At 55.3% G+C, this 20826-nt stretch carries 20 protein-coding genes and 1 tRNA gene; 14 read left to right on the top strand and 7 right to left on the bottom strand.

Annotated features, from left to right (window positions below; genetic code table 11):
- Positions 1-264: 264 nt before the first annotated feature.
- The 4 genes from ALIPUT_RS09660 (at position 265) to ALIPUT_RS09645 (ending at position 5142) form a co-directional block, all read left to right on the top strand.
- Positions 265-1932, top strand: coding sequence for a formate--tetrahydrofolate ligase (locus ALIPUT_RS09660; RefSeq protein ID WP_004329716.1), 1668 nt, complete (start codon positions 265-267; stop codon positions 1930-1932).
- Positions 1933-2137: 205 nt separating this feature from the next.
- The gene (locus ALIPUT_RS09655; RefSeq protein WP_004329715.1) at positions 2138-2368 is read left to right on the top strand and encodes a DUF4492 domain-containing protein; all 231 of its coding nucleotides are present in this window, start codon (positions 2138-2140) and stop codon (positions 2366-2368) included.
- 66 nt (positions 2369-2434) lie between these two features.
- Positions 2435-4000: a cytochrome ubiquinol oxidase subunit I gene (locus ALIPUT_RS09650; protein WP_004329714.1), complete on the top strand. Its 1566-nt coding sequence runs from the start codon at positions 2435-2437 to the stop codon at positions 3998-4000.
- Between the two features lie 5 nt (positions 4001-4005).
- Entirely contained in the window at positions 4006-5142 is a 1137-nt protein-coding gene (locus tag ALIPUT_RS09645; protein WP_004329713.1) for a cytochrome d ubiquinol oxidase subunit II, read from the top strand.
- Between the two features lie 75 nt (positions 5143-5217).
- On the opposite strand, the gene ALIPUT_RS09640 is transcribed toward ALIPUT_RS09645, so the two are convergent.
- Both ALIPUT_RS09640 and ALIPUT_RS09635 read right to left on the bottom strand, forming a co-directional pair.
- Positions 5218-5574 carry a DUF488 domain-containing protein gene (locus ALIPUT_RS09640; protein ID WP_004329712.1) on the bottom strand — a complete coding sequence of 119 codons (357 nt, stop codon included), beginning with the start codon at positions 5572-5574 and terminating at the stop codon, positions 5218-5220.
- Between the two features lie 4 nt (positions 5575-5578).
- Positions 5579-6595 carry an IS110 family RNA-guided transposase gene (locus ALIPUT_RS09635; protein ID WP_004329711.1) on the bottom strand — a complete coding sequence of 339 codons (1017 nt, stop codon included), beginning with the start codon at positions 6593-6595 and terminating at the stop codon, positions 5579-5581.
- A 328-nt stretch (positions 6596-6923) separates the two neighbouring features.
- On the opposite strand from ALIPUT_RS09635, the gene ALIPUT_RS09630 reads away from it, so the two are divergent.
- Positions 6924-7259, top strand: a complete 336-nt coding sequence (locus ALIPUT_RS09630; RefSeq protein WP_004329710.1) for a cupin domain-containing protein — start codon at positions 6924-6926, stop codon at positions 7257-7259.
- 509 nt (positions 7260-7768) lie between these two features.
- Here the strand turns inward: ALIPUT_RS09630 and ALIPUT_RS09625 are convergent.
- The 3 genes from ALIPUT_RS09625 to ALIPUT_RS09615 form a co-directional block, all read right to left on the bottom strand.
- A tRNA-Ser gene (locus tag ALIPUT_RS09625) sits at positions 7769-7856 on the bottom strand.
- Between the two features lie 273 nt (positions 7857-8129).
- A complete protein-coding gene (locus ALIPUT_RS09620) occupies positions 8130-8417 on the bottom strand; it encodes a GNAT family N-acetyltransferase (RefSeq protein ID WP_022460437.1) in 288 nt (95 codons plus the stop codon).
- Between the two features lie 122 nt (positions 8418-8539).
- Positions 8540-9532 carry a class II fructose-bisphosphate aldolase gene (locus ALIPUT_RS09615; protein WP_040293786.1) on the bottom strand — a complete coding sequence of 331 codons (993 nt, stop codon included), beginning with the start codon at positions 9530-9532 and terminating at the stop codon, positions 8540-8542.
- 197 nt (positions 9533-9729) lie between these two features.
- Between ALIPUT_RS09615 and ALIPUT_RS09610 the strand changes: the two genes are divergently transcribed.
- Genes ALIPUT_RS09610 through recR form a run of 4 tightly spaced genes read left to right on the top strand, consistent with a single transcriptional unit; the run spans position 9730 to position 14709 of the window.
- Complete coding sequence (locus ALIPUT_RS09610; RefSeq protein WP_004329707.1) at positions 9730-11340, top strand: fumarate hydratase; 1611 nt, start codon at positions 9730-9732, stop codon at positions 11338-11340.
- 48 nt (positions 11341-11388) lie between these two features.
- The gene (locus tag ALIPUT_RS09605; protein WP_004329706.1) at positions 11389-13239 is read left to right on the top strand and encodes a BatD family protein; all 1851 of its coding nucleotides are present in this window, start codon (positions 11389-11391) and stop codon (positions 13237-13239) included.
- 5 nt (positions 13240-13244) lie between these two features.
- Positions 13245-14072: a tetratricopeptide repeat protein gene (locus ALIPUT_RS09600; protein WP_004329705.1), complete on the top strand. Its 828-nt coding sequence runs from the start codon at positions 13245-13247 to the stop codon at positions 14070-14072.
- Between the two features lie 40 nt (positions 14073-14112).
- Positions 14113-14709, top strand: a complete 597-nt coding sequence (recR, locus tag ALIPUT_RS09595; RefSeq protein WP_004329704.1) for a recombination mediator RecR — start codon at positions 14113-14115, stop codon at positions 14707-14709.
- A gap of 99 nt (positions 14710-14808) precedes the next feature.
- On the opposite strand, the gene ALIPUT_RS09590 is transcribed toward recR, so the two are convergent.
- Both ALIPUT_RS09590 and dxs read right to left on the bottom strand, forming a co-directional pair.
- A complete protein-coding gene (locus ALIPUT_RS09590) occupies positions 14809-15345 on the bottom strand; it encodes a lipocalin family protein (protein ID WP_187117647.1) in 537 nt (178 codons plus the stop codon).
- A 37-nt stretch (positions 15346-15382) separates the two neighbouring features.
- Positions 15383-17272: a 1-deoxy-D-xylulose-5-phosphate synthase gene (dxs, locus tag ALIPUT_RS09585; protein ID WP_004329702.1), complete on the bottom strand. Its 1890-nt coding sequence runs from the start codon at positions 17270-17272 to the stop codon at positions 15383-15385.
- 80 nt (positions 17273-17352) lie between these two features.
- Here dxs and pyrH point away from each other — a divergent pair, with 80 nt between their 5' ends.
- The 5 genes from pyrH (at position 17353) to ALIPUT_RS09560 (ending at position 20593) form a co-directional block, all read left to right on the top strand.
- Entirely contained in the window at positions 17353-18060 is a 708-nt protein-coding gene (gene pyrH / locus ALIPUT_RS09580) for a UMP kinase (RefSeq protein WP_004329701.1), read from the top strand.
- Between the two features lie 17 nt (positions 18061-18077).
- Positions 18078-18707, top strand: coding sequence for a TlpA family protein disulfide reductase (locus tag ALIPUT_RS09575; protein ID WP_004329700.1), 630 nt, complete (start codon positions 18078-18080; stop codon positions 18705-18707).
- Positions 18708-18720: 13 nt separating this feature from the next.
- Positions 18721-19278, top strand: coding sequence for a ribosome recycling factor (gene frr / locus ALIPUT_RS09570; protein ID WP_004329699.1), 558 nt, complete (start codon positions 18721-18723; stop codon positions 19276-19278).
- A 121-nt stretch (positions 19279-19399) separates the two neighbouring features.
- Entirely contained in the window at positions 19400-19846 is a 447-nt protein-coding gene (locus ALIPUT_RS09565; protein ID WP_040293783.1) for a GNAT family N-acetyltransferase, read from the top strand.
- A gap of 123 nt (positions 19847-19969) precedes the next feature.
- Positions 19970-20593: a DUF3575 domain-containing protein gene (locus tag ALIPUT_RS09560; RefSeq protein WP_004329697.1), complete on the top strand. Its 624-nt coding sequence runs from the start codon at positions 19970-19972 to the stop codon at positions 20591-20593.
- Positions 20594-20826: the final 233 nt, after the last annotated feature.

Raw genomic sequence — 20826 nt, 5'->3', positions numbered from 1 at the left:
CCGAAACGCCCAAAGCCGAGCCAAAGATACGAATAAGCCGAGCGCAAAAGCAAATTTATTTGCGTTTTGCCGAGGCGAAATATCTAAAATTACAAAGGAGCCGAGCACAAAGGCGAATTCATTCGCTTTTACCGGTCCAAGCGCTTGAAACGGCCCCGAAAAAGGGACAAAAAGCTGTCCGAAGGCAACGATGCACGCGAAACATTTTGTTATTTCGGGATTTTGAGTTTACTTTGTCATCATCGTATAAATCGGACAAAACCTATGAAAACAGACATCGAAATTGCACGCGAAACGAAATTAAATAAAATAGAAGACATAGCCGAAAAGCTGGGGGTTCCCCGTGACGAAGTCCAGAATTACGGCCGTTACATCGCCAAGGTGCCCATCCACCTGATCGACAAGAAAGAGATGGACAAGCACAACCTGATCCTGGTTTCGGCCATCACCCCGAACAAGGCGGGCGTCGGCAAGACTACGGTATCGATCGGCCTGTCGCTTGGCCTGAACAAAATCGGAAAGAAAGCGGTGGTCGCCCTGCGCGAACCCTCCCTGGGTCCCTGCTTCGGCATGAAGGGCGGCGCAGCCGGCGGCGGCTATTCGCAGGTGCTGCCGATGGAAAACATCAACCTGCATTTCACGGGCGACTTCCACGCCGTGACATCGGCCCACAACATGATTACCGCCCTGCTCGACAACTACATCTACCAGAACCGGAACAGTTGCGAGGGGCTGAAAGAGGTCAAGTGGAAGCGGGTGCTCGACGTGAACGATCGCAGCCTTCGTAACATCGTATCGGGGCTGGGAGGTTCGGCCAACGGCATTCCGACCGAAACGGGATTCGACATCACGGCCGCCTCGGAAATTATGGCGATCCTCTGCCTGGCCACCGACATCGACGATCTGAAGCGCCGCGTCGGCAATATCCTGCTGGGCTACACTTATGACGGCAAGCCGTTCACGGTGAACGACATGGGCATCGCAGGCGCCATCACTGTCCTGCTGAAGGACGCCCTGCTTCCCAACCTGGTGCAGACCACCGAAAATACCCCGGCCTTCATCCACGGCGGCCCGTTCGCCAACATCGCCCACGGCTGCAACTCCGTGCTGGCGACCCAGATGGCCCTGACCTACGGCGATTACGTCATCACCGAAGCCGGCTTCGGCGCGGATCTCGGTGCGGAAAAATTCTTCAACATCAAATGCCGCAAAGCGGGCTTGTCCCCGAAACTGACCGTTATCGTAGCGACAGCGCAAAGCCTGAAGCTGCACGGCGGAGTCCCCGAAGCACAAATCAAAGAGCCCAACAAGGAGGGGTTGATCCGGGGATTCGCCAACCTGGACAAGCATATCGAAAACATGAAAAACTTCGGCCAGCAGGTGATCGTCACCTTCAACCGCTTCGCCAGCGATACGGACGAAGAGATCGCCCTGGTCGCCGAACACTGCAAGGAAAAGGGGGTCGGCTTTGCGGTGAACACGGTCTTCGCCGACGGTGGGAAAGGCGCAGTGGAACTGGCCCGGCTGGTTGCCGAAACCATCGAGAAAAACCCATCTAAACCCCTGAAATTCACCTATGAAGAGAGCGATTCGATACGGAAAAAGGTGCGAAAAATCGCCGAAGGAATCTACGGAGCCTCCTCGATCGTCTATACGACGCTGGCGGAAAAGAAACTCAAGGAGATCGAAAAGCTGGGCATCGCCCACTTCCCCGTCTGCATCGCCAAAACCCAGTACTCCTTCTCGTCCGACCCGAAAGCGTACGGCGTAGCGAAAGATTTCGAACTGAAAGTCCGCGACATCATCATCAACAACGGCGCGGAGATGATCGTAGTGGTCATGGGCGAAATCATGCGGATGCCGGGTCTTCCGAAAGAGCCGCAGGCCCGCCACATCGACATCGTAAACGGACTGATCGAAGGATTGAGCTGATTCTGCGGGGTGCGATAAAAGATCGAATTTTATCGCACCCCGATTTTTCACGGCACAAGTTCCGCAACAGTCCGTCCCGATTTGGCGGATTCAACTATTATTTCTATTTTTGAGTGTTTTAAAATCGTTGAATTTCTCGACTATTTTGTGCCCGGCATAACGAATCGACTCGCTCTGCCCTGACTGATCGAAAACACTTCAAATAATGGCAAAACGCATCCCGACCCCGGCCGACATCTTCCGATTCTACGTGGACGGATTCCGCTCGATGACCCTCGGACGGACGCTTTGGGCCATTATCCTACTGAAACTCTTCATCATGTTCGCCATTCTGCGACTCTTCTTCTTTCCCGACCAACTGGCCGGCATGAGCCAGGAACAGCGCAGCGAACACGTACTCGAACAATTAACCATTCCCGACGTTTCCGGCAAGTGAGGCCGCCGCAAACCCCTCCCAGACAACGGAAACGAATACTAAAACTCAACTAATTATCTCAAAAGTATGTTGTCGGACTATCTACAAACCGTCGATTGGTCGCGGGCCCAATTCGCCATGACGGCGATCTACCACTGGCTGTTCGTCCCCCTCACGCTGGGATTGAGCATCGTCTGCGCGATCATGGAAACCATCTACTACCGCACGGGCGATCCGTTCTGGAAACGCACGGCGAAATTCTGGATGCGTCTGTTCGGTATCAATTTCGCCATCGGCGTAGCCACGGGCCTCATCCTCGAATTCGAATTCGGCACCAACTGGTCGAACTACTCCCACTTCGTCGGCGACATTTTCGGTGCGCCGCTGGCCATCGAAGGCATCCTGGCCTTCTTCCTCGAAAGCACGTTCGTAGCCGTCATGTTCTTCGGCTGGAACCGCGTCAGCCGAGGCTTCCATCTTTCCGCCACCTGGCTCACGGCCGTCGGCGCCAATCTGTCGGCCCTCTGGATCCTGGTAGCGAACTCCTGGATGCAATATCCGGTAGGCTGCACCTTCAACATCGATACCGTCCGCAACGAGATGACTTCCTTCTGGGACGTACTCCTCTCGCCCGTAGCGGTCAATAAGTTCACCCATACGGTCACCTCGTCGTTCGTGCTGGCCGCGCTGTTCGTCTGCGCCGTCTGCGCCTGGTACCTGCTCCGCGGCCGCGAACAGAAGATGGCTCGCAAGAGCATCGCCGTCGCTTCGGTTTTCGGTCTGGTATTCGCTCTGATTACCGCATTCACGGGCGACCGCTCGGGAGCGATCGTGGCCCGGGTGCAACCGATGAAACTCGCGGCTCTCGAAGCCCTTTACGACGGAGAGGAGGGGGCAGCCCTGACCGCAGTCGGCATCTTGAGGCCCGAAGCCGAACGCTCGAACAACGAGGATGCCTTCTATTTCAAGATCGCTATTCCCAAAATGCTGTCGCTGATGAGTTTCCGCGACGCCGACGCCTTCGTACCGGGCATCAACGACCTGGTGAACGGCAACCCTCAATACGGCATCATGCCGACGATCGAAAAGATCGAACGGGGCCGCGTAGCCATCGCGGAACTGGAGCGTTTCAAACAGGCCCGCGAAACAGGCGACGAAGCGACCCTCGACGAGATACGGGCCAAATTCGATCCAGACACCCCCGAAGGAGCCGTCTTCCTGAAAGAGTATTTCGCCTATTTCGGCTACGGTTACCTCGACTCGCCCGCGCAAACCGTACCCAACGTACCGCTGCTTTTCTACTCGTTCCGCCTGATGGTCGGCGCAGGGTGTCTTTTCATCCTGGTGCTGGCTGCCGCCTGGTGGTTCAACCGCAGGGACACGCTCGAACGCAAGCGCTGGATGCTGTGGGTGCTGCTCCTCTGCATGCCGCTCGCCTACCTGGCCTCCCAGGCAGGCTGGATCGTCGCCGAAGTGGGCCGCCAGCCCTGGGCGATACAGGATCTGATGCCGGTCGGTGTCGCCGCTTCGCGCATCGCCAGCGGCTCGGTCGCCACGACCTTCTTCATCTTCCTGGTGCTCTTCACCGCACTGCTCGTGGCCGAAATCAGCATTCTCTGCAAACAAATCAAGATCGGACCTGAAAAAGAGTAAAAATTATGGATACTTTGGCATTGCTGCAACACTACTGGTGGTTCCTGATCTCCCTGCTGGGAGCTTTGCTGGTCTTCCTGCTCTTCGTGCAGGGCGGCCAAAGCCTGCTCTACACCATCGGACGTACGGAACACGAACGCAACCTGATCGTCAATTCGCTGGGCCGCAAATGGGAACTCACGTTCACTACGCTGGTAACTTTCGGCGGCGCGTTTTTCGCCTCGTTCCCGCTTTTCTACTCGACCAGTTTCGGCGGAGCGTTTTACGTCTGGATGCTGATTCTGCTGGTCTTCGTCCTGCAAGCCGTTTCGTACGAATACCGGCGCAAACCCAATAACGTATTCGGAGAAAAGACTTTCGACTGGTTCCTGAAGATCAACGGATTTCTCGGAACGATCCTCTTGGGCGCCGCTGTCGGCACATTCTTCACGGGTGCGAATTTCACCGTCGATCGGTTCAACATGGCCAACCTGGGCGGCGACACCACGATCTCGCAGTGGACGACTCCCTGGCACGGACTCGAAGCGGTGCTCGACTACCGCAATGTGGCGCTGGGACTGGCCGTGCTGTTCCTCTCGCGGATGCTGGCGCTCCACTACTTCATGAACGACATCGACGACACACAGATCCGCGAACGCTCGCGCCGCCGCTCGCTCTGCGCCGCAGGAACATTCCTCGTGTTTTTCCTCGTATTCCTCGTAAGCCTGCTCTTCGCCCAGGGTTGGAGTGTCGATCCGGCGACGGGAATCATCGCTCCGGAACCGTATAAATACCTGCACAATTTGCTGGCCATGCCCTACGTCGGCATAGGGCTTCTGGCGGGTGTGGCGCTGGTTCTCTGGAGTATCTGGCTGGGCTGGCGCGGTAGCCGCAAGGCGATCTGGCTGAGCGGATCGGGAACGGTCCTCACGGTGCTCGCCCTGCTGCTTACGGCCGGATGGAACGATACCTCCTACTATCCTTCGCTGGCCGATATGCAGTCGTCGCTGACGATCTACAACTCGTCGTCGAGCGAATTCACCCTCAAGGCCATGAGTATCGTATCGCTCTGCATTCCATTCGTCGTCGCCTACATCGGCTACGCTTGGTGGGCCTTGAGCCGCAAACCCCAAGACGGCTCCAAAGAAGAACTCAAATACTAAAGACACTTCGACGATCCCTCGATCAGCGGGCCCGGAAGAGTGATCTTCCGGGCCCGCTGCAAAATGGCAAAACCGTCAATTCAGGTTTTTCTCGATAAACTCCTTCAAAATCACCGCATGGTTCTCAACCCTGTTCTTCGAGGCATAGAGCAACGTCACATCCGGATAGGTCCGAATGCGGTCGAGAAAATCCTGCATGGCAGCCGAACTCCCCAGCTCATCGAGGTACTTGCGCCGAAACTCCGCCCAACGGCCTGCCGGATCCCCGTGATACCACACCCGCAGCGACGTCGAAGGAGCGATCCGCTTCGCCCACAAATCGTAATGAAACGCCTCTTTGCGAATGCCCCGAGGCCAAAGTTTATCCACCAGCACCCGAAATCCGTCTCCGGGACTTTCAGGGTCGTAAACCCGTTTCAGCCGTACTTCCATATTCTTATGGTTTTTGCAAGTTTTTAAGAGTAAATAGGAGTATAAAATTCATTTCTTTGATGACGGCGAACATGCGGGCCACGATTTTAGCACGTAACGCATTGATTACCGACATTTTGTTCTTTCCTTCTTCTACTTTCCGCATATAGTAGGCCTTTAGTTCACCCTCTTTACGATGAGTTACCGATACGGCTGCCATATGTAGCAGTTTCTTTATGTTCTTGTTGGCCCTATGCGAGACCTTGTTTTTGGAGTGCTGGCTGCTCCCGGATGTGTATGAGAACGGAGCGACACCTGCGTGACAGCAGAACTTTCTGGGATTGTCGAAGCGGGAGAACGCTTCTGTTTCGATAATCACATTCAGAGCTACCACTTTACCTACACCGTCTATCGACATTAAAAGTTCCATCTGGCGCGCAAGCACTTCCGTTGAGCCTATGATCTTCTCCATTTCAGCAGTGATCGCATCGATAGCCGCTTGTAGTTCCTGTATTAAGCCTTTCATCCGCTTTGTTTTCTTGCGATAAAGCGCCGCCGGCATAAAATCTTTCTGATCGTACATCTGGCCTTTGTATTTAGCCAGGTCGGTAACGTAAAGCGCACGCTCCCTCTCCAACTGTTTAAGCCTCTCTATCTCCTCGGAGGGACGGTCGTAATACTTAACCTTATCTCCGAACCGTGAAGCGTAAATGGCTATGCGCTTTGCATCCACCTTGTCGTTCTTGCCCCGCTGCATACCGGATGAATATTTGATCTGGGACGGGTTCTCCAACCAAAGTTTGCACTCGACCGACTTGCAAGCACATACCAGAGGGAAAGTATATTGCCCCGTATGTTCGGCACAGATTAAAAACTGTTCGTTATCCATTTCCAAATCGTTCTTCAACTCGCCGATCAGTCTGGCGACAGCCTGCTGGTGGTTGCTTACCTGTTCTTCGCGCAGAACCTTACCCTCGAATAGTACGCAGAAGTCCAGTTTCTTTTTGCTGACGTCAACCCCGATGAAATAAAAATTGTCCATTACTTTTGTTTTTGACCATCAAATTGAGAGAAAGGAACTTGAACCTATCCTAACTACCTTAACAATGAAAGGTTAAATTCTTATTCAGGTCTCGGTTCAAGAAAGACAAAGAGTCCTAATATGGAAATGAATCTTGAATTCTTATCGATACCTGGTTCACTCCCTGCCTCCCTTTCTTTTAGCTAACCTCTTCTCTACAAAATTACCAACTCTATCTCATCTCCTGTTTACTGCGCAAATCTAAGGTACTCGATTCGTCTTAACAATCTGTACTCGCTTCAACAAATAACGGGCAAAATACCCCGGACAACTTCAAAAAAATACCGATATGTATAAAAAAGATGGATTCATCACACCATCCGAACACGTAAATTTCCTGGCCAAAAATCTGTTCGGAGCCTGCGGCCAGATCGTAAACGGCGCCATCGCCTATCTCGCCCCTGACGGCGGCGGCCCCGTCACGCCCCACACCCACGCTACCGACCACCTGTTCATCGTCACGCAGGGAGAAGCCAAAGTGCTGCTGGACGGACAAGAGCGAATCATCCGCGAAAACGAAGCGTTCGTCGTCAAAGGCGGTATTCCCCACTCCGTATGGAACAACGCACAGGCAGAAACCGTCATGATAGGCATTACGCTGAAAAACAACGAAAATGGTAAATAAGTCGATACACCGCACGAATCAATTTCGTATACCGTGCCCCCAATGCACTCATTCTATCCTGGTAACTGAAAAGCCGCAAGCAATGTTTGCGGCTTTTCAAATTTTATCGTTTGAAAGATCAGGGATTGCGGATCAGCTTCACAAAAAACACCTCTCCCCGATCCGGCCGGAGGGTACAAATGTCCCGAAACAAAAAACGTATCGGCCATTCTATCGCGGCAGCCCATTCGAACGACTTTGCCGCGTTGCAGAGACAAAAAAGCTGTGTTTCCGTACAACATTTCGCCCCGGTTCCACTCTTCGGCAGAGCGCGCTCGACTTCGCGTTACCGCATGCCGCCCGTCCTTCCCTCCGTCGGACCGGAGGCGACCTTGCGAACTCCTGATTTTCGCCTGCCAGCCATACGACCAACTTTTATCTTAAGACCGTTCCGGACAAATTTGTCCACCCCGAAAATAAAAAAGGTTGCAAACGAATGTTTGCAACCCAGCCGACCACCCGGTCGTTTGCGGAGAGAAGGGGATTCGAACCCCTGATACGCTTTAGACGTATACGAGCTTTCCAGGCGCGCCTCTTCAACCACTCGAGCACCTCTCCTCGGATGGGCAAAGATAATGATTTTTCCGGCAATCGACCAAATTTCGCTCCTACTAATTCACCGTCCGGCACGATATTTTCCGGCCACTGTCGGCAAAAGACGCTCCCGCATGCTTCAGAACCCGGGCAAACGGCATTCATTCCCCCTGGCTCCCGCCCATTCGCCGTCAGGCAAAAGGCCGCGTGCCTTATAGCCGAAGAACGGCCGGCACGGAACCGACCCTACCCAAAAACGAATCTCCAGGCGCAAACGGTATAACGCCGTCGCACCCGCTACTTGTCCGCAACCATCTGCTTCCACTCCGGATGCCGCAGAATATAACGGGCCATGAATCGACACAGCGGAACCACTTTCAGCCCCTGCCGTTTCAAATCTTCCAACACCGCCAGTGTCAACTGCGAGGCGATACCCTGTCCGCAGAACCGATCGGGAACGCCCGTATGGGTAACGGCGATACACCCGGGACCGCACTCCTCGTAATCCACCGCTGCCGTAGCACCGCCCAAATCGAATTCATAACGTCCGAGCGCCTTATTATTCTTCAATTCATACTTTTTCATAACCATCGAATATTGATTGTATGCAAAGAAGAACAAAATCCGCACCGCAACCCACATTTCGGGAAAGAAAAAACCGGACCGGGCGATTTGCCCGGTCCGGTATCGCAATCCGCACGAATCGGCTACGCCTTGCCGGCCGATCCGAGAACTTTCTCGCATTTGTGCATGTAGAGCTTCTTCATCTCCTCGCGGGCCGGCCCCAGGTATTTGCGGGGATCGAACTCTGCGGGTTTGTCGGTCAGCACCAGACGCACGGCGGCCGTCATGGCCAGACGGCTGTCCGAGTCGATGTTGATCTTGCAAACGGCGCTCTTGGCGGCACGACGCAGCTGCTCCTCCGGAATGCCGATGGCATCCTTCAACGCACCGCCGTGCGTATTGATGATATGCACGTACTCCTGCGGCACGGACGAGGAGCCGTGCAGCACGATCGGGAACCCAGGGATGCGCTTCTCGATCTCCTCCAGGATGTCGAAACGGAGTTCGGGCGGCACGAGCACGCCGTCCGCATTGCGCGTGCACTGCTCGGGCTTGAACTTATTGGCTCCGTGCGACGTGCCGATCGAGATGGCCAGCGAATCCACACCGGTCTTCTTCACGAAATCCTCCACGTCTTCGGGACGGGTGTAGGTATGGTGTTCGGCCGAAACCTCGTCCTCGACACCGGCCAGCACACCCAGCTCGCCCTCCACCGTCACATCGTGCTTGTGAGCATACTCCACGACCTTCTTCGTCAGCGCCACGTTCTCATCGTAAGGCAGGTGCGAACCGTCGATCATCACCGACGAGAAACCCATATCGACGCAATCCTTGCAAAGCTCGAAAGTATCGCCGTGATCCAGATGCAGCACGATCGGAATGTTCTTACCCAACTCCTTGGCATACTCCACGGCACCCTGGGCCATGTAGCGCAGAATGGTCGGATTGGCATACTTGCGGGCACCCGACGACACCTGCATAATCACGGGCGACGAAGTTTCGACGCACGCCTGCACGATGGCCTGCATCTGCTCCATGTTATTGAAATTGAAAGCGGGAATGGCATACCCACCCTTGATCGCCTTGGCAAACATCTCGCGGGTATTCACCAGGCCCAATTCTTTATAAGATACCATAATTATATAATAATTTAAGAATTTATGCGTTTCAATCTTTACAAAATTAAACATTATTTCCTAAAGAACAGGCACTTTCCCGAATAAAAATCAGACGGGAGAAAAAATAGCGCTCAAACGGAATATTCTGATTTTATTTTAGTAAATTTGCGAATAATTGGCAATTTTTCTAACGCTACAATAAAGACCTCAACACCATGTCGGAATTCATCTATCAAGAACCATTCCCGATCGAATGTGACAAGACGCAATATCGTCTGCTGACCAAAGAGTATGTCAAGATCGTCGAATGCGACGGACGCCGCATTCTCAAGGTCGATCCCAAAGGTATCGAACTGCTGGCCCGCGAAGCCTATACCGACGTATCGTTCTACCTGCGCCCGGCCCATCTGGAGCAACTCCGCCACATTCTGGAGGATCCGGAAGCTTCCGACAACGACAAATTCGTGGCCTACACCATGCTGCTCAACCAGACGGTCGCCGCCGAAGGCGAACTGCCGACCTGCCAGGACACCGGCACGGCCATCTGCATCGGCAAGAAGGGCGAGAATGTCTTTACGGGAGCGGACGACGCCGAATGTATCGCCCGGGGCGCCTACGAAGCCTACAAGGAGCGCAACCTGCGCTATTCGCAGGTGGTGCCCTTCACGATGACCGAGGAGAAGAACTCGGGCACGAACCTGCCCGCACAGATCGATCTCTACGCCGACAAAGGCAACGAATACAAATTCCTGTTCATCACCAAAGGCGGCGGCTCCGCCAACAAAACCTTCCTCTACCAGCAGACCAAAGCGCTGCTGAACGAGAAATCGCTTCTGGAATTTTTCCGCTCGAAACTCATGGATCTCGGCACCTCAGCCTGCCCGCCCTACCACCTGGCCGTCTGCATCGGCGGCACGTCGGCCGAAATGTGTCTGGCGACCGTCAAGAAGGCTTCGGCAGGTTACCTCGACCAGCTGCCCACCTCGGGTAACGAAGGAGGACGCTGCTTCCGCGACCTGGAGTGGGAACAGAAAATCCTCCAGATCTGCCGGGAGAGCGGTATCGGCGCCCAGTTCGGCGGCAAATACCTCGTACACGACGTGCGGGTGATCCGCGCTCCGCGCCACGCGGCGTCGTGCCCCGTCGGCATCGGCGTAAGCTGCTCGGCCGACCGCAACATCAAAGCCAAAATTACCGAAGAGGGCATCTTCCTCGAACAGCTCGAGAAGAACCCGGCCCGCTTCCTGCCCAAAGAGGCCCCCGCCATGTCGCCCGCCGTGGACATCGACCTGGATCAAGGCATGGACAAGGTGCGCGAAATCCTCTCCAAATATCCGATCAAAACGCGCCTGAACCTGCGCGGCACGCTCATCGTGGCCCGCGACATCGCCCACGCCCGCATCAAACAGATGCTCGATGAGGGCAAGCCGATGCCCGAATATTTCAAGAAACACCCGATCTATTACGCCGGTCCGGCCAAGACGCCGAAAGGAATGCCTTCGGGCAGCTTCGGACCCACGACGGCAGGCCGTATGGATCCTTACGTGGATCTGTTCCAGGAGCACGGCGGCTCGCTGATCATGCTGGCCAAGGGCAACCGCTCGCAACAGGTGACGGACGCTTGCCGAAAACACGGCGGATTCTACCTCGGTTCGATCGGCGGTCCGGCGGCTGTGCTGGCCAAAGATTCGATCAAATCGGTCGAAGTGGTCGATTTCCCGGAACTGGGTATGGAAGCCGTCCGCAAGATCTACGTCGAAAACTTCCCGGCCTTCATCCTCGTGGACGACAAAGGCAACGATTTTTTCGCGCAGCTCAAACACTAAACGCTCCGCCCCGGCCGTTATAGGGGCAACCAAGGAAACAGACAGTCAATGAAAGGTTTTTTCTGTAAAATAACCCTCGCATTATGTTTCGTAATCTTCGTCGGCTCCGCAGCAAGAGCCGACGAGGTTACTTTCAGCGCCAACGCCCCGATGGTCGTCACGGCAGGCGAAAGTTTCCGGGTGGAGTTCTCGCTCAACGCCACGCCCGACGACGATTCGTTCGAAGCGCCGGATTTCGGGGCGTTCGACGTACTGGCCGGCCCGGCGATCTCCCAGGGACACTCGATCCAGATCATCAACGGCGCGATGACCAAAAACGTCAATTATACGATCACCTACGTATTGCTGGCCCAGGACGCGGGCAACATCACGATCGGTCCAGCCTCGATCAAGGTCGATAAAAAAAGATACAAGACCCAGCCTCTGCCGATCGAGATCTCCGACAAACCGTCGGCAGGCAGCGCCCGGGCTCCGCAGGGAAATTCAGACTCTTCGGATGAAAGTATCGAGGAGGAAGCCCAGGGACAGATTGCCAAAGACGATCTGTTGCTGCGCGTCCACATATCGAAACAGTCGGTCTTCAAAGGCGAACCCCTGCTGGCGACCTTCAAGCTCTACCGCCGGGTGGCGATCGTGGGCTACGAAGACATTAAATTCCCCTCCTTCAACGGCTTCTGGACGCAGGACATCGACGTTTCGAACGCCATGTGGCAGCGTGAAACCCTGAACGGCAAGGTCTATGAATCGACAGTCGTAAAAGAGTGTCTGCTCTACCCGCAGCAGGCGGGTACGCTCGTGATCGAACCCGCAACGATCACCGCCATTGCACAAGTTATCGTACAGAGCCGCCGCAATATCGATCCGTTCTTTGGCGGCGGGCACGAAGTCTATAATTTGCGGCGCAAGTTGCAGACGCCCCGCGTGAACATCACGGTCAAAGAGCTCCCTGCGGGCGCTCCGGCCAGCTTTACGGGCGCCGTCGGCAAATTCTCCATGGACGCGTCGCTCTCCGCAGACCAACTGGCGGCCAACTCGGCCGGGACCTTCACGGTGAAAATCACGGGACAGGGCAACCTGCCTTTCATCCAAGCACCGAAACTGACGCTGCCCGCCTCGTTCGAGCAATACAACGTCAAAACCACCGAATCCATCCAAACGGCGACTGCGGGAACCTCCGGCTACCGGCAATTCGAATATCCGTTCATCGCGCGCGCCGAAGGGACGTACCGTATCGATTCGATTCTTTTCACCTACTTCAATCCCGACCGCCGGGAATATGTGACCCTCTCCTCGCAAAGCTTCCCGCTGCAAATCACACCGGATGCCAACGGCGGAGAGAGCTACATGGTCAAAGGACTCTCCAAGGAGGACGTTCAGATGCTGGGACAGGACATCCGTTTCATCCGCCTGGGCAAGGCACACCTCCAGCCGATGCACGAGCCATTCTTCCTGAGCGGACTCTATATCGGACTGCTGGCTGCGATTCTCGTCATTTTCGCCGGAACTTACATCGCGCTGCGCAAGCAGATCCGCGACAGCCAGAATGCGGCTCTGATCCGGGGCCGGCGAGCCAACAAAGTGGCCATTCAGCGTTTCAGGATAGCCAAGAACTATATGGAAGAGCACAACCAGCACGCCTTCTACGAAGAGATGCTGAAGGCTTTATGGGGGTATATGAGCGATAAATTCAATATCCCGGTAGCCAATCTCACCAAGGAAAATGTCCGCGAGGAGCTCCACAAGCGCGGGGCTGCGCCGGAAGACACCCAGCTCTTCTCGGAACTCATCACCCGCTGCGACGAAGCCCAATATTCGCCGGTGGCTTCGGCCCGTATGAGCGACGTATATCGGGACGGCCTCGAACTGATTTCCCGCATCGAATCGATCATCAAACGCTAAAAGCCATGAAACGATATATTCTCTTTCTCCTCGCCACGCTGTTGAGCGCGGCAGTTTCGGGGCAGACTGCCGCCCGAACCGATTCGCTGGCTCAACACCCACAATCGGAGCAAACCGCCTCGGCAGCTTACGCATCCGATCCCGACAAGTTGTGGGATCAGGCCAACACGGCTTACATCAACAACGACTTTCCTACGGCAATTTCGCTTTACGAAACGATTCTGTCGAGCGGCAGGCAATCGGGCAAACTCTACTATAACCTGGCAAACGCCTATTTCAAGGAGCAGGAAATCGGTCGGGCGATCCTCAACTACAACCGGGCGCTGAGGCTCAATCCCGGGAACGAAGACATACGCTACAACCTGCAAGTCGCTGAGAAAATGACCAAAGACCACATCGACGCCGTCCCCGAATTTTTCGTCAAAACCTGGTTGTCGAATCTGCGCAACCTTTTGAGCAGCACGACATGGGCCGTCCTCTCGCTGGTCTTCCTGGCGGCAATGCTCGGCTCGGCGCTTTTCTACCTGCTCTCCCGTCGTCTGGTACGACGCAAGATAGGATTCTACGGCACCGCGACAGCCTTTCTGCTGCTGGTACTGACCCTCTGCTTCGCAGCCATCGACCGCCGGGAGGCGATCGACCGCACATCGGCCGTCGTACTGCGGGATGCCGTCGCCGTCAAAAGCTCTCCCGATCAGAACTCGACCGATCTCTTCATTCTGCACGAAGGCACCAAAGTAGAAATTTCGGACCGTCTGAACGGCTGGTGCGAAATCACCATCGCCGACGGCAAAAAGGGCTGGATGGAGTGCTCGACGTTCGAAACCATCTAAAACCGGATCCGCCCCTGCGAATCCAAAAATTTCCAAGAACGTGTCCAGACTGCTTCAAGACGTGACCGGAGAACTGTCGAAACTCCCAGGCATCGGACGCCGCACGGCGTTGCGCCTGGCGATCCACCTGCTGCGCATGGAACCCGATTCGGTAAGCGACATGACACGCAGCATCGACCGATTCCGCCGCGACATCAAATACTGCAAATTGTGCAACAACCTCTCGGATGAAGAAATCTGTCCGATCTGCGCCGACCGGGAGCGCGACCATACGACCGTCTGTGTCGTAGAACAGGTCGCCGACGTACTCTCGATCGAAAATACCCGCCAGTACCGTGGACTCTATCACGTATTGGGCGGTGTAATCTCTCCGATGCAGGGCATCGCCCCTTCGGACCTGAAGATCGACCTGCTGATCGAGCGGATCGCCCAGGGAACGATCCGGGAAGTGATCCTCGCCATCTCGACCTCGGTCGAAGGCGAAACAACCCTGTTCTATCTGCTCAACCGGCTGCGCCAGTACCCGCAGGTGAAAGTCACGTCGATCGCCCGGGGGATCGGCTTCGGCGACGAACTGGAATACGTAGATGAACTGACGATTACTCACGCACTGATGAACCGGCGGGAAATCGAATAGGAAACTCGCGCCCGGAAAATCCGAACCTCCGCCAAATACAAAGCAACCGCGAATATCCGAAACGAATATTCGCGGTTGTTTTTCCACCTGGCCGACATTTCACCGCTGATCGACGAAATGAAGCTTATCGGTATCGAATCCCTGTTTTTCGACCTGGTCCAGAATCCGGACCAGCACCTGCGTAGATAATCGAGGTCGGCGAGCGAGAATCCATAAATATTTGGCCGATCGGCCGCTTAAGACGACCCACTGCCGCTCGGCAGCGGAATCGCATGCCGGCATCGTATAGTCGCTATAAAAAAACCAAAAAGACGAAACCCGCAGGCATTCGTAATCGGCAGACAACCGACCTTTTGCACTCGAAATCCGGTCCCGGCCCGTTCTGCCGTCCTTGCCCCGATAGACGATTCGCATTTTACTTTCCGACAATAATCGGTAAACCACCCGGGATCCGACCGTCCCCTCCTGAAACGGATGATCGAAACGAGCGATCTCGTACCACTCGCCGACATACAAATCGGGATTCGCCCACGGTCCACTGCCGACAGCGGCAACGACCGGTCCCCGACCATACGCGGCGCCCGCCACAAGCAACATCGCCGCAAACAGCATATATTCGATTTTCACCCTGGTCATAACGAGGGTGTATCGCATATTCTATACCGGATTACGTCTATTGCAAAGATTCCTGCAAACTTTTCAGCGTGCGGTAAATTCCCTCGGCATCATAACCGCACTGGGCATACAGTTGCGCGGGCGTTCCATGTTCGACAAAACGATCCGGAATGCCCAGGCTCACGACCTTCGGCAGATAGCCGTGCTCGCAGAAGAACGCGACGACAGCTTCTCCCACGCCGCCGCGCAAGGCTCCGTCCTCGACGGTCACCACACAACGGAACTTACGTCCGACCTCGTGCAGCAGCTCCTGGTCGAGCGGCTTGGCGAAACGCAGGTCGTAATGGGCCACCCGAATCCCGTCCGCCTCCATACGCGCAATGGCCTCGGAAGCAAAATTGCCGACCGTACCGATCGTAAGGACCGCAATCCGCTCCCCTTCCTTCAGGCAACGCCCCCGCCCGATTTCCATCGCAGCGAACGGCTCATCGCGCCAGGCGACGCCCGCTCCGTTACCGCGCGGATAGCGGATGGCGAAGGGCCGACCGGCCTCGAGCGCCGTAAACATCATGTTCCGAAGTTCCAGCTCGTTCATCGGCGCAGCCACCGTCAGATTGGGAACCGTACCGAAATAGGCCAGATCGAAAGCGCCGTGATGCGTCGCTCCGTCCTCACCCACCAGACCGCCCCGGTCAAGACACATGACCACCGGAAGGCGCTGGATCGCCACGTCATGAATCACATTGTCATAAGCCCGCTGCATGAAACTCGAATAGATGTTGCAGAAAGGCACCATGCCCGCAGCCGCCAGTCCGGCGGAGAAAGTCACGGCATGTCCTTCGGCGATACCGACGTCGAAACAACGCTCCGGCATCTCTTTCATCAGAATATTCATCGAGCTGCCCGACGGCATGGCGGGCGTTATCCCCACGATCCGCTCGTCGGCACGGGCCAGTTCGAGCAGCGTCTGGCCGAAAACATCCTGGTATCGGGCCACTTCGGTCTTGCTGACGATCCGCTCGCCCGTTTCCGGGTTGAATTTGCCCGGAGCGTGCCATACCGGCTTATTGCACTCGGCGGGCTTATAACCCTTTCCCTTTACGGTCATCACATGCAGCAACTTGGGTCCCTCGATACGTTGCAAGGCAGTCAGCACCCGCACCAGTTCCGGCAAATTGTGTCCGTCGATCGGGCCGAAATAGCGGAAATTCAAACTTTCGAACAGGTTGCTGTTCTTCAACAGTCCCTGCTTGACGGCATTGCCCGCTTTCTGACAAAACCGCAAAACAGCCGGCGTATGGGACAAAATCCGCCACAGGCGGCGTTTGATAGCGTTATAGCGCCTCGATGTCGAAATCTTGACCAGGTAGTTCTTCAAGGCCCCGGTAGCCTGGTCGATGGCCATGTTGTTATCGTTGAGAATGACCAGCAGGTTGGTCTGCTTGCTCGCACCGGCGTTGTTCAGCCCCTCGAACGCCAGACCGCCCGTCATCGAACCGTCGCCGATCACGGCCACCACCTGCCGCTGCTCGCCCTTGAGTTCCGCAGCTTTGGCCATACCGAACGCCGCCGAAATCGACACGGAGGCATGTCCGCCGCCGAAAGCATCGTAAGGACTCTCGGACATACGCGGGAAGCCGCTGATACCGCCCAGCTTGCGATTGGTCCGAAACGCCTCGCGGCGCCCGGTAATGATTTTATGGGCATAGGTCTGATGCCCCACGTCCCACACGATTTTATCGTCAGGAGTATTGAATACGTAGTGCAGAGCGACGGCAAGCTCCACCGCTCCCAGGCTCGAAGCCAGGTGTCCCGGATTGGACGAACATTGTTCGATGATGTACTGACGCAGTTCGTCGCAATACTGACGCAAGTCAGAGCCCGACAACTTCTTCAAGTCATCGGGCGAATCAATCCGATCGAGCCATTTATATTCCGAATGCATCATGGATAGGCAAAGATAGCATTAAAAAACGACATTTTTTCGAAATTTTTCCTATCTTCGCATTATCAAATTCCGCTCCGCTTATGAAATACAACAGAATACTCCTGAAACTCAGCGGTGAATCCCTGCAAGGGACTCAAAAATACGGTCTTTCGACCGACGTGCTCCACAGCTATGCGGAGCAAATCAAAGCCGTCGTCGGAACGGGAGTTCAGGTAGGCATCGTCATCGGCGGCGGCAACATCTTCCGGGGACTTCAGGGCGCCCGCAAGGGGTTCGACCGCGTGAAAGGCGACCAGATGGGGATGCTGGCCACGATTATCAACTCGCTGGCCCTGCAGTCGGCCCTCGAGGACAACGGCGTGAAAGCGAAAGTCCTCACCTCGATCCGGATGGAACCCATCGGAGAGTATTACTCGAAAGCCAAGGCGCTCGAATACCTCGAAGCCGGATACGTAGTCATCATCGGCGGCGGCACGTCGAACCCCTATTTCTCGACCGACTCGGCATCGGCGCTGCGCGGCATCGAGCTCGAAGCCGACGTCATGCTCAAGGGTACGCGCGTAGACGGCGTCTATACGGCCGATCCGGAGAAAGACCCTGCTGCGGAGAAGTTCGACGAAATCACCTTCGATGAAGTTTATCGTCGCAACCTGAAGGTTATGGATATGACCGCCTTCACGCTTTGCCGCGAAAACGGCCTCCGGGTCATCGTCTTCGACATGGACACTCCGGGCAACCTGGAAAAGGTGCTCACCGGAGAGAAGATCGGCACACTGGTCAAACTCTGAAAACCTATTATATCGCTATGACCGAACGTAAAAAACCCAATAACAAACGTCTTATCCTGATGATCGTCCTGCTCGCGGTCGTCATCGCCCTGATGTGGCTGCTGCCCGACGGATCGCAGCCCGCAGCCCCCGCAACGAACGCTCCGAAGACCGAACAGACCAAGAATACGAACGATGCGCCCGACGACATCGAGGCTACGACCCTTGTTAAAGCCGGGACACAGGCACCCGATTTCCGGGTGGAAATGTTCGACGGCACGACCTTCACCCTGGGCAGTCTGCGCGGCAAAGTGGTGCTTCTGAATTTCTGGGCGACCTGGTGCGGTCCCTGCCGCGAGGAATTGAGCCGCGTACAGAAGGACATCATCGACCGCTTCAAGGGGAACGAAGACTTCGTTTTCCTGCCCGTATCGCGCGGCGAAACCCGCGAAACGGTCGCCGCTTTCCGGGAAAAGATGGGTTATACGTTCCCGATGGGACTCGACCCCGAACAGAAAATTTACAGACTTTACGCCTCCAACTACATTCCGCGTAATTTCCTGATCGGCAAAGACGGCAAAGTTATTTCCGCGACCATCGGTTACGAGGCCCCCGAATTCGACGAACTCATTCTGCTGATCGAGCGACAACTCAACTCCGCCAACTAAACAAATACGACATATGGATACCAAAACCATTCTTTCCGAAGCTTCCGACCGCATGCAGAAAACGATCGAGCACCTCGAAGAAGAGCTGCTCAACATCCGGGCAGGCAAGGCGAGCCCGACCGTGCTGAACGGAGTTTTCGTAGATTATTACGGATCTCAAACCCCGATTTCAGGCGTGGCAAGCGTCACGGTACCCGATGCCAAGACCATTCTGATCCAGCCCTGGGACAAAAACCTGATCCGCGCGATCGAAAAGGCGATCATCGACTCCAACATCGGGCTGACCCCCTCGAACAACGGGGAGCAGATCCGACTGTCGATCCCGCCCCTGACGGAAGAGCGGCGCAAAGAGCTGGTCAAGCAGGTACGCCAGGAGGCGGAAACCGCCCGCATCAGCTTGCGCAACGCACGCCGGGACGCTGTCGAAGCCTTCAAGAAGGCCCAGAAGGAAGGCATGTCCGAAGACGAGGCGAAAGACGGTGAAACCCAGGCGCAGAAGCTGCTCGACAAGTTCACCAAATCGCTGGACGCGATACTCGACAACAAGGAAAAAGAGATCATGACCGTATAGATACGCTTTCTCCGAGAAACCGAACACCCCGACGCATAAACGCCGGGGTGTATCTTTCATCAGAGGGGGGATTTTTATATCAGGTACCCCACCCACTCAAGAAAACTCGCCCGTCATACCTCTGCGATTCGAAAAAATCACCACGCACAAAAAACGCTTCCTCGACCTGCTCCTGCTGGCCGACGAACAGGAATCCATGATCGACCGCTACCTGGAACGGGGCGAAATGTTCGTAGCCCGTGACGACGGACAGGTCGTCGCCGAATGCGTCGTCACGGACGAAGCCGACAGAATCGGAGAGATCAAGAATCTGGCTGTACCCCTCCAGTATCAACGGAAAGGATACGGACGACAAACGCTCGAATTTCTGGAGGCGTACTACCGGGGGCGTTACCGGACGCTTCTCGTCGGCACCGGGGATGTTCCCCGCACACTCCGTTTTTACGAACGATGCGGATACGTTCGCTCGCACTTGATCCCCGGCTTCTTCACCGATCATTACGACCACCCCATCATCGAGGACGGCAGACAACTGGTAGATATGGTCTATCTGAAGAAGTCCTTGTAACCCGGCACACAGCTCCGCCAGCACAAAAATCGTCCGCAACGGACAATCCCGCCCGATCGGCTATTTTTTACCGGAATCGTCTGAAATTCCGCCTTTTTTTAATACCTTCGCGGCAAGACAACTATGAAACTCATTCTTAAAATATCGCTCGCATGCCTGCTCGCAACAGGCTGCGCATCGAAAATTTCCGCCCAAACCTACGTCAAACTCAACGGACTCTATGCGCTCGTGGGCGTAGTCAATCCCGCCGTCGAATTCACGCTCTCCCCCAAATCGACCTTCCAGACCGAAATAGTCGTTTCTCCGTGGAAGTCGATAAACAACCATCACGCCCTCTTTTGTATCTTCATGGGCGAATACCGCCGTTATTTCAAGGAGCACAACCGAGGCTGGTACCTCGGAGCCAATATCGGCATGCAGGCTTTCGACCTCTCGAAACCCTACATCGAAAACTGGAAGCTCAAATTCGAAAACCGATACAGCAAAGGCTACGGATTCATGATCGGCCTCTGCGTCGGCTACGAACATATCTTCCGCGAACGCTGGGTGCTCGACGCCTACCTCGGCTGGTCGTGGATGAGCAGCTTTTACAACGGCTATTCCATGGACGGGAAGATAGACATGGATCCCGGCCATCAGGTCGAACCCCAATACCCCGATCCGTTCAACGGTTCGTCGGAGTGGTATCCCAACAAGATCGGATTGTCGATCGGATACCGTATTTTCAATCCACACAAGAAAAAATAGTTCGGCAACAACTCGTCCTGCCTCCGCGCTCCCCAACCGATTCGAATCACCCGCCGCACGAACATCGCTTCCGTATCGTCATTTTTCAACCGTATCCGTAATTTTTCCCGGTAAATTTTGGCGGGGGGGGGAATTACTTATATTTGCAGCGGAAACTCATTCGCCCGGGAATACATCCACTTTTCCCCAAGAACGTTTCCGAACAAAATATAAACCCCAAGCAAATATCCCTA

The organism is Alistipes putredinis DSM 17216, from assembly GCF_000154465.1.
Classification (GTDB): Bacteria; Bacteroidota; Bacteroidia; order Bacteroidales; family Rikenellaceae; genus Alistipes; species Alistipes putredinis.
This window is presented reverse-complemented; position numbering and strand designations above follow the sequence as displayed.

Excerpts from the sequence above, each read along its gene's own strand:
- ALIPUT_RS09660 (WP_004329716.1), top strand. The coding sequence starts at position 265 with ATGAAAACAGACATCGAAATTGCACGCGAAACGAAATTAAATAAAATA.
- ALIPUT_RS09655 (WP_004329715.1), top strand. The coding sequence starts at position 2,138 with ATGGCAAAACGCATCCCGACCCCGGCCGACATCTTCCGATTCTACGTG.
- ALIPUT_RS09650 (WP_004329714.1), top strand. The coding sequence starts at position 2,435 with ATGTTGTCGGACTATCTACAAACCGTCGATTGGTCGCGGGCCCAATTC.
- ALIPUT_RS09645 (WP_004329713.1), top strand. The coding sequence starts at position 4,006 with ATGGATACTTTGGCATTGCTGCAACACTACTGGTGGTTCCTGATCTCC.
- ALIPUT_RS09640 (WP_004329712.1), bottom strand. The coding sequence starts at position 5,574 with ATGGAAGTACGGCTGAAACGGGTTTACGACCCTGAAAGTCCCGGAGAC.
- ALIPUT_RS09635 (WP_004329711.1), bottom strand. The coding sequence starts at position 6,595 with ATGGACAATTTTTATTTCATCGGGGTTGACGTCAGCAAAAAGAAACTG.
- ALIPUT_RS09630 (WP_004329710.1), top strand. The coding sequence starts at position 6,924 with ATGTATAAAAAAGATGGATTCATCACACCATCCGAACACGTAAATTTC.
- ALIPUT_RS09620 (WP_022460437.1), bottom strand. The coding sequence starts at position 8,417 with ATGAAAAAGTATGAATTGAAGAATAATAAGGCGCTCGGACGTTATGAA.
- ALIPUT_RS09615 (WP_040293786.1), bottom strand. The coding sequence starts at position 9,532 with ATGGTATCTTATAAAGAATTGGGCCTGGTGAATACCCGCGAGATGTTT.
- ALIPUT_RS09610 (WP_004329707.1), top strand. The coding sequence starts at position 9,730 with ATGTCGGAATTCATCTATCAAGAACCATTCCCGATCGAATGTGACAAG.
- ALIPUT_RS09605 (WP_004329706.1), top strand. The coding sequence starts at position 11,389 with ATGAAAGGTTTTTTCTGTAAAATAACCCTCGCATTATGTTTCGTAATC.
- ALIPUT_RS09600 (WP_004329705.1), top strand. The coding sequence starts at position 13,245 with ATGAAACGATATATTCTCTTTCTCCTCGCCACGCTGTTGAGCGCGGCA.
- ALIPUT_RS09590 (WP_187117647.1), bottom strand. The coding sequence starts at position 15,345 with ATGACCAGGGTGAAAATCGAATATATGCTGTTTGCGGCGATGTTGCTT.
- dxs (WP_004329702.1), bottom strand. The coding sequence starts at position 17,272 with ATGATGCATTCGGAATATAAATGGCTCGATCGGATTGATTCGCCCGAT.
- pyrH (WP_004329701.1), top strand. The coding sequence starts at position 17,353 with ATGAAATACAACAGAATACTCCTGAAACTCAGCGGTGAATCCCTGCAA.
- ALIPUT_RS09575 (WP_004329700.1), top strand. The coding sequence starts at position 18,078 with ATGACCGAACGTAAAAAACCCAATAACAAACGTCTTATCCTGATGATC.
- frr (WP_004329699.1), top strand. The coding sequence starts at position 18,721 with ATGGATACCAAAACCATTCTTTCCGAAGCTTCCGACCGCATGCAGAAA.
- ALIPUT_RS09560 (WP_004329697.1), top strand. The coding sequence starts at position 19,970 with ATGAAACTCATTCTTAAAATATCGCTCGCATGCCTGCTCGCAACAGGC.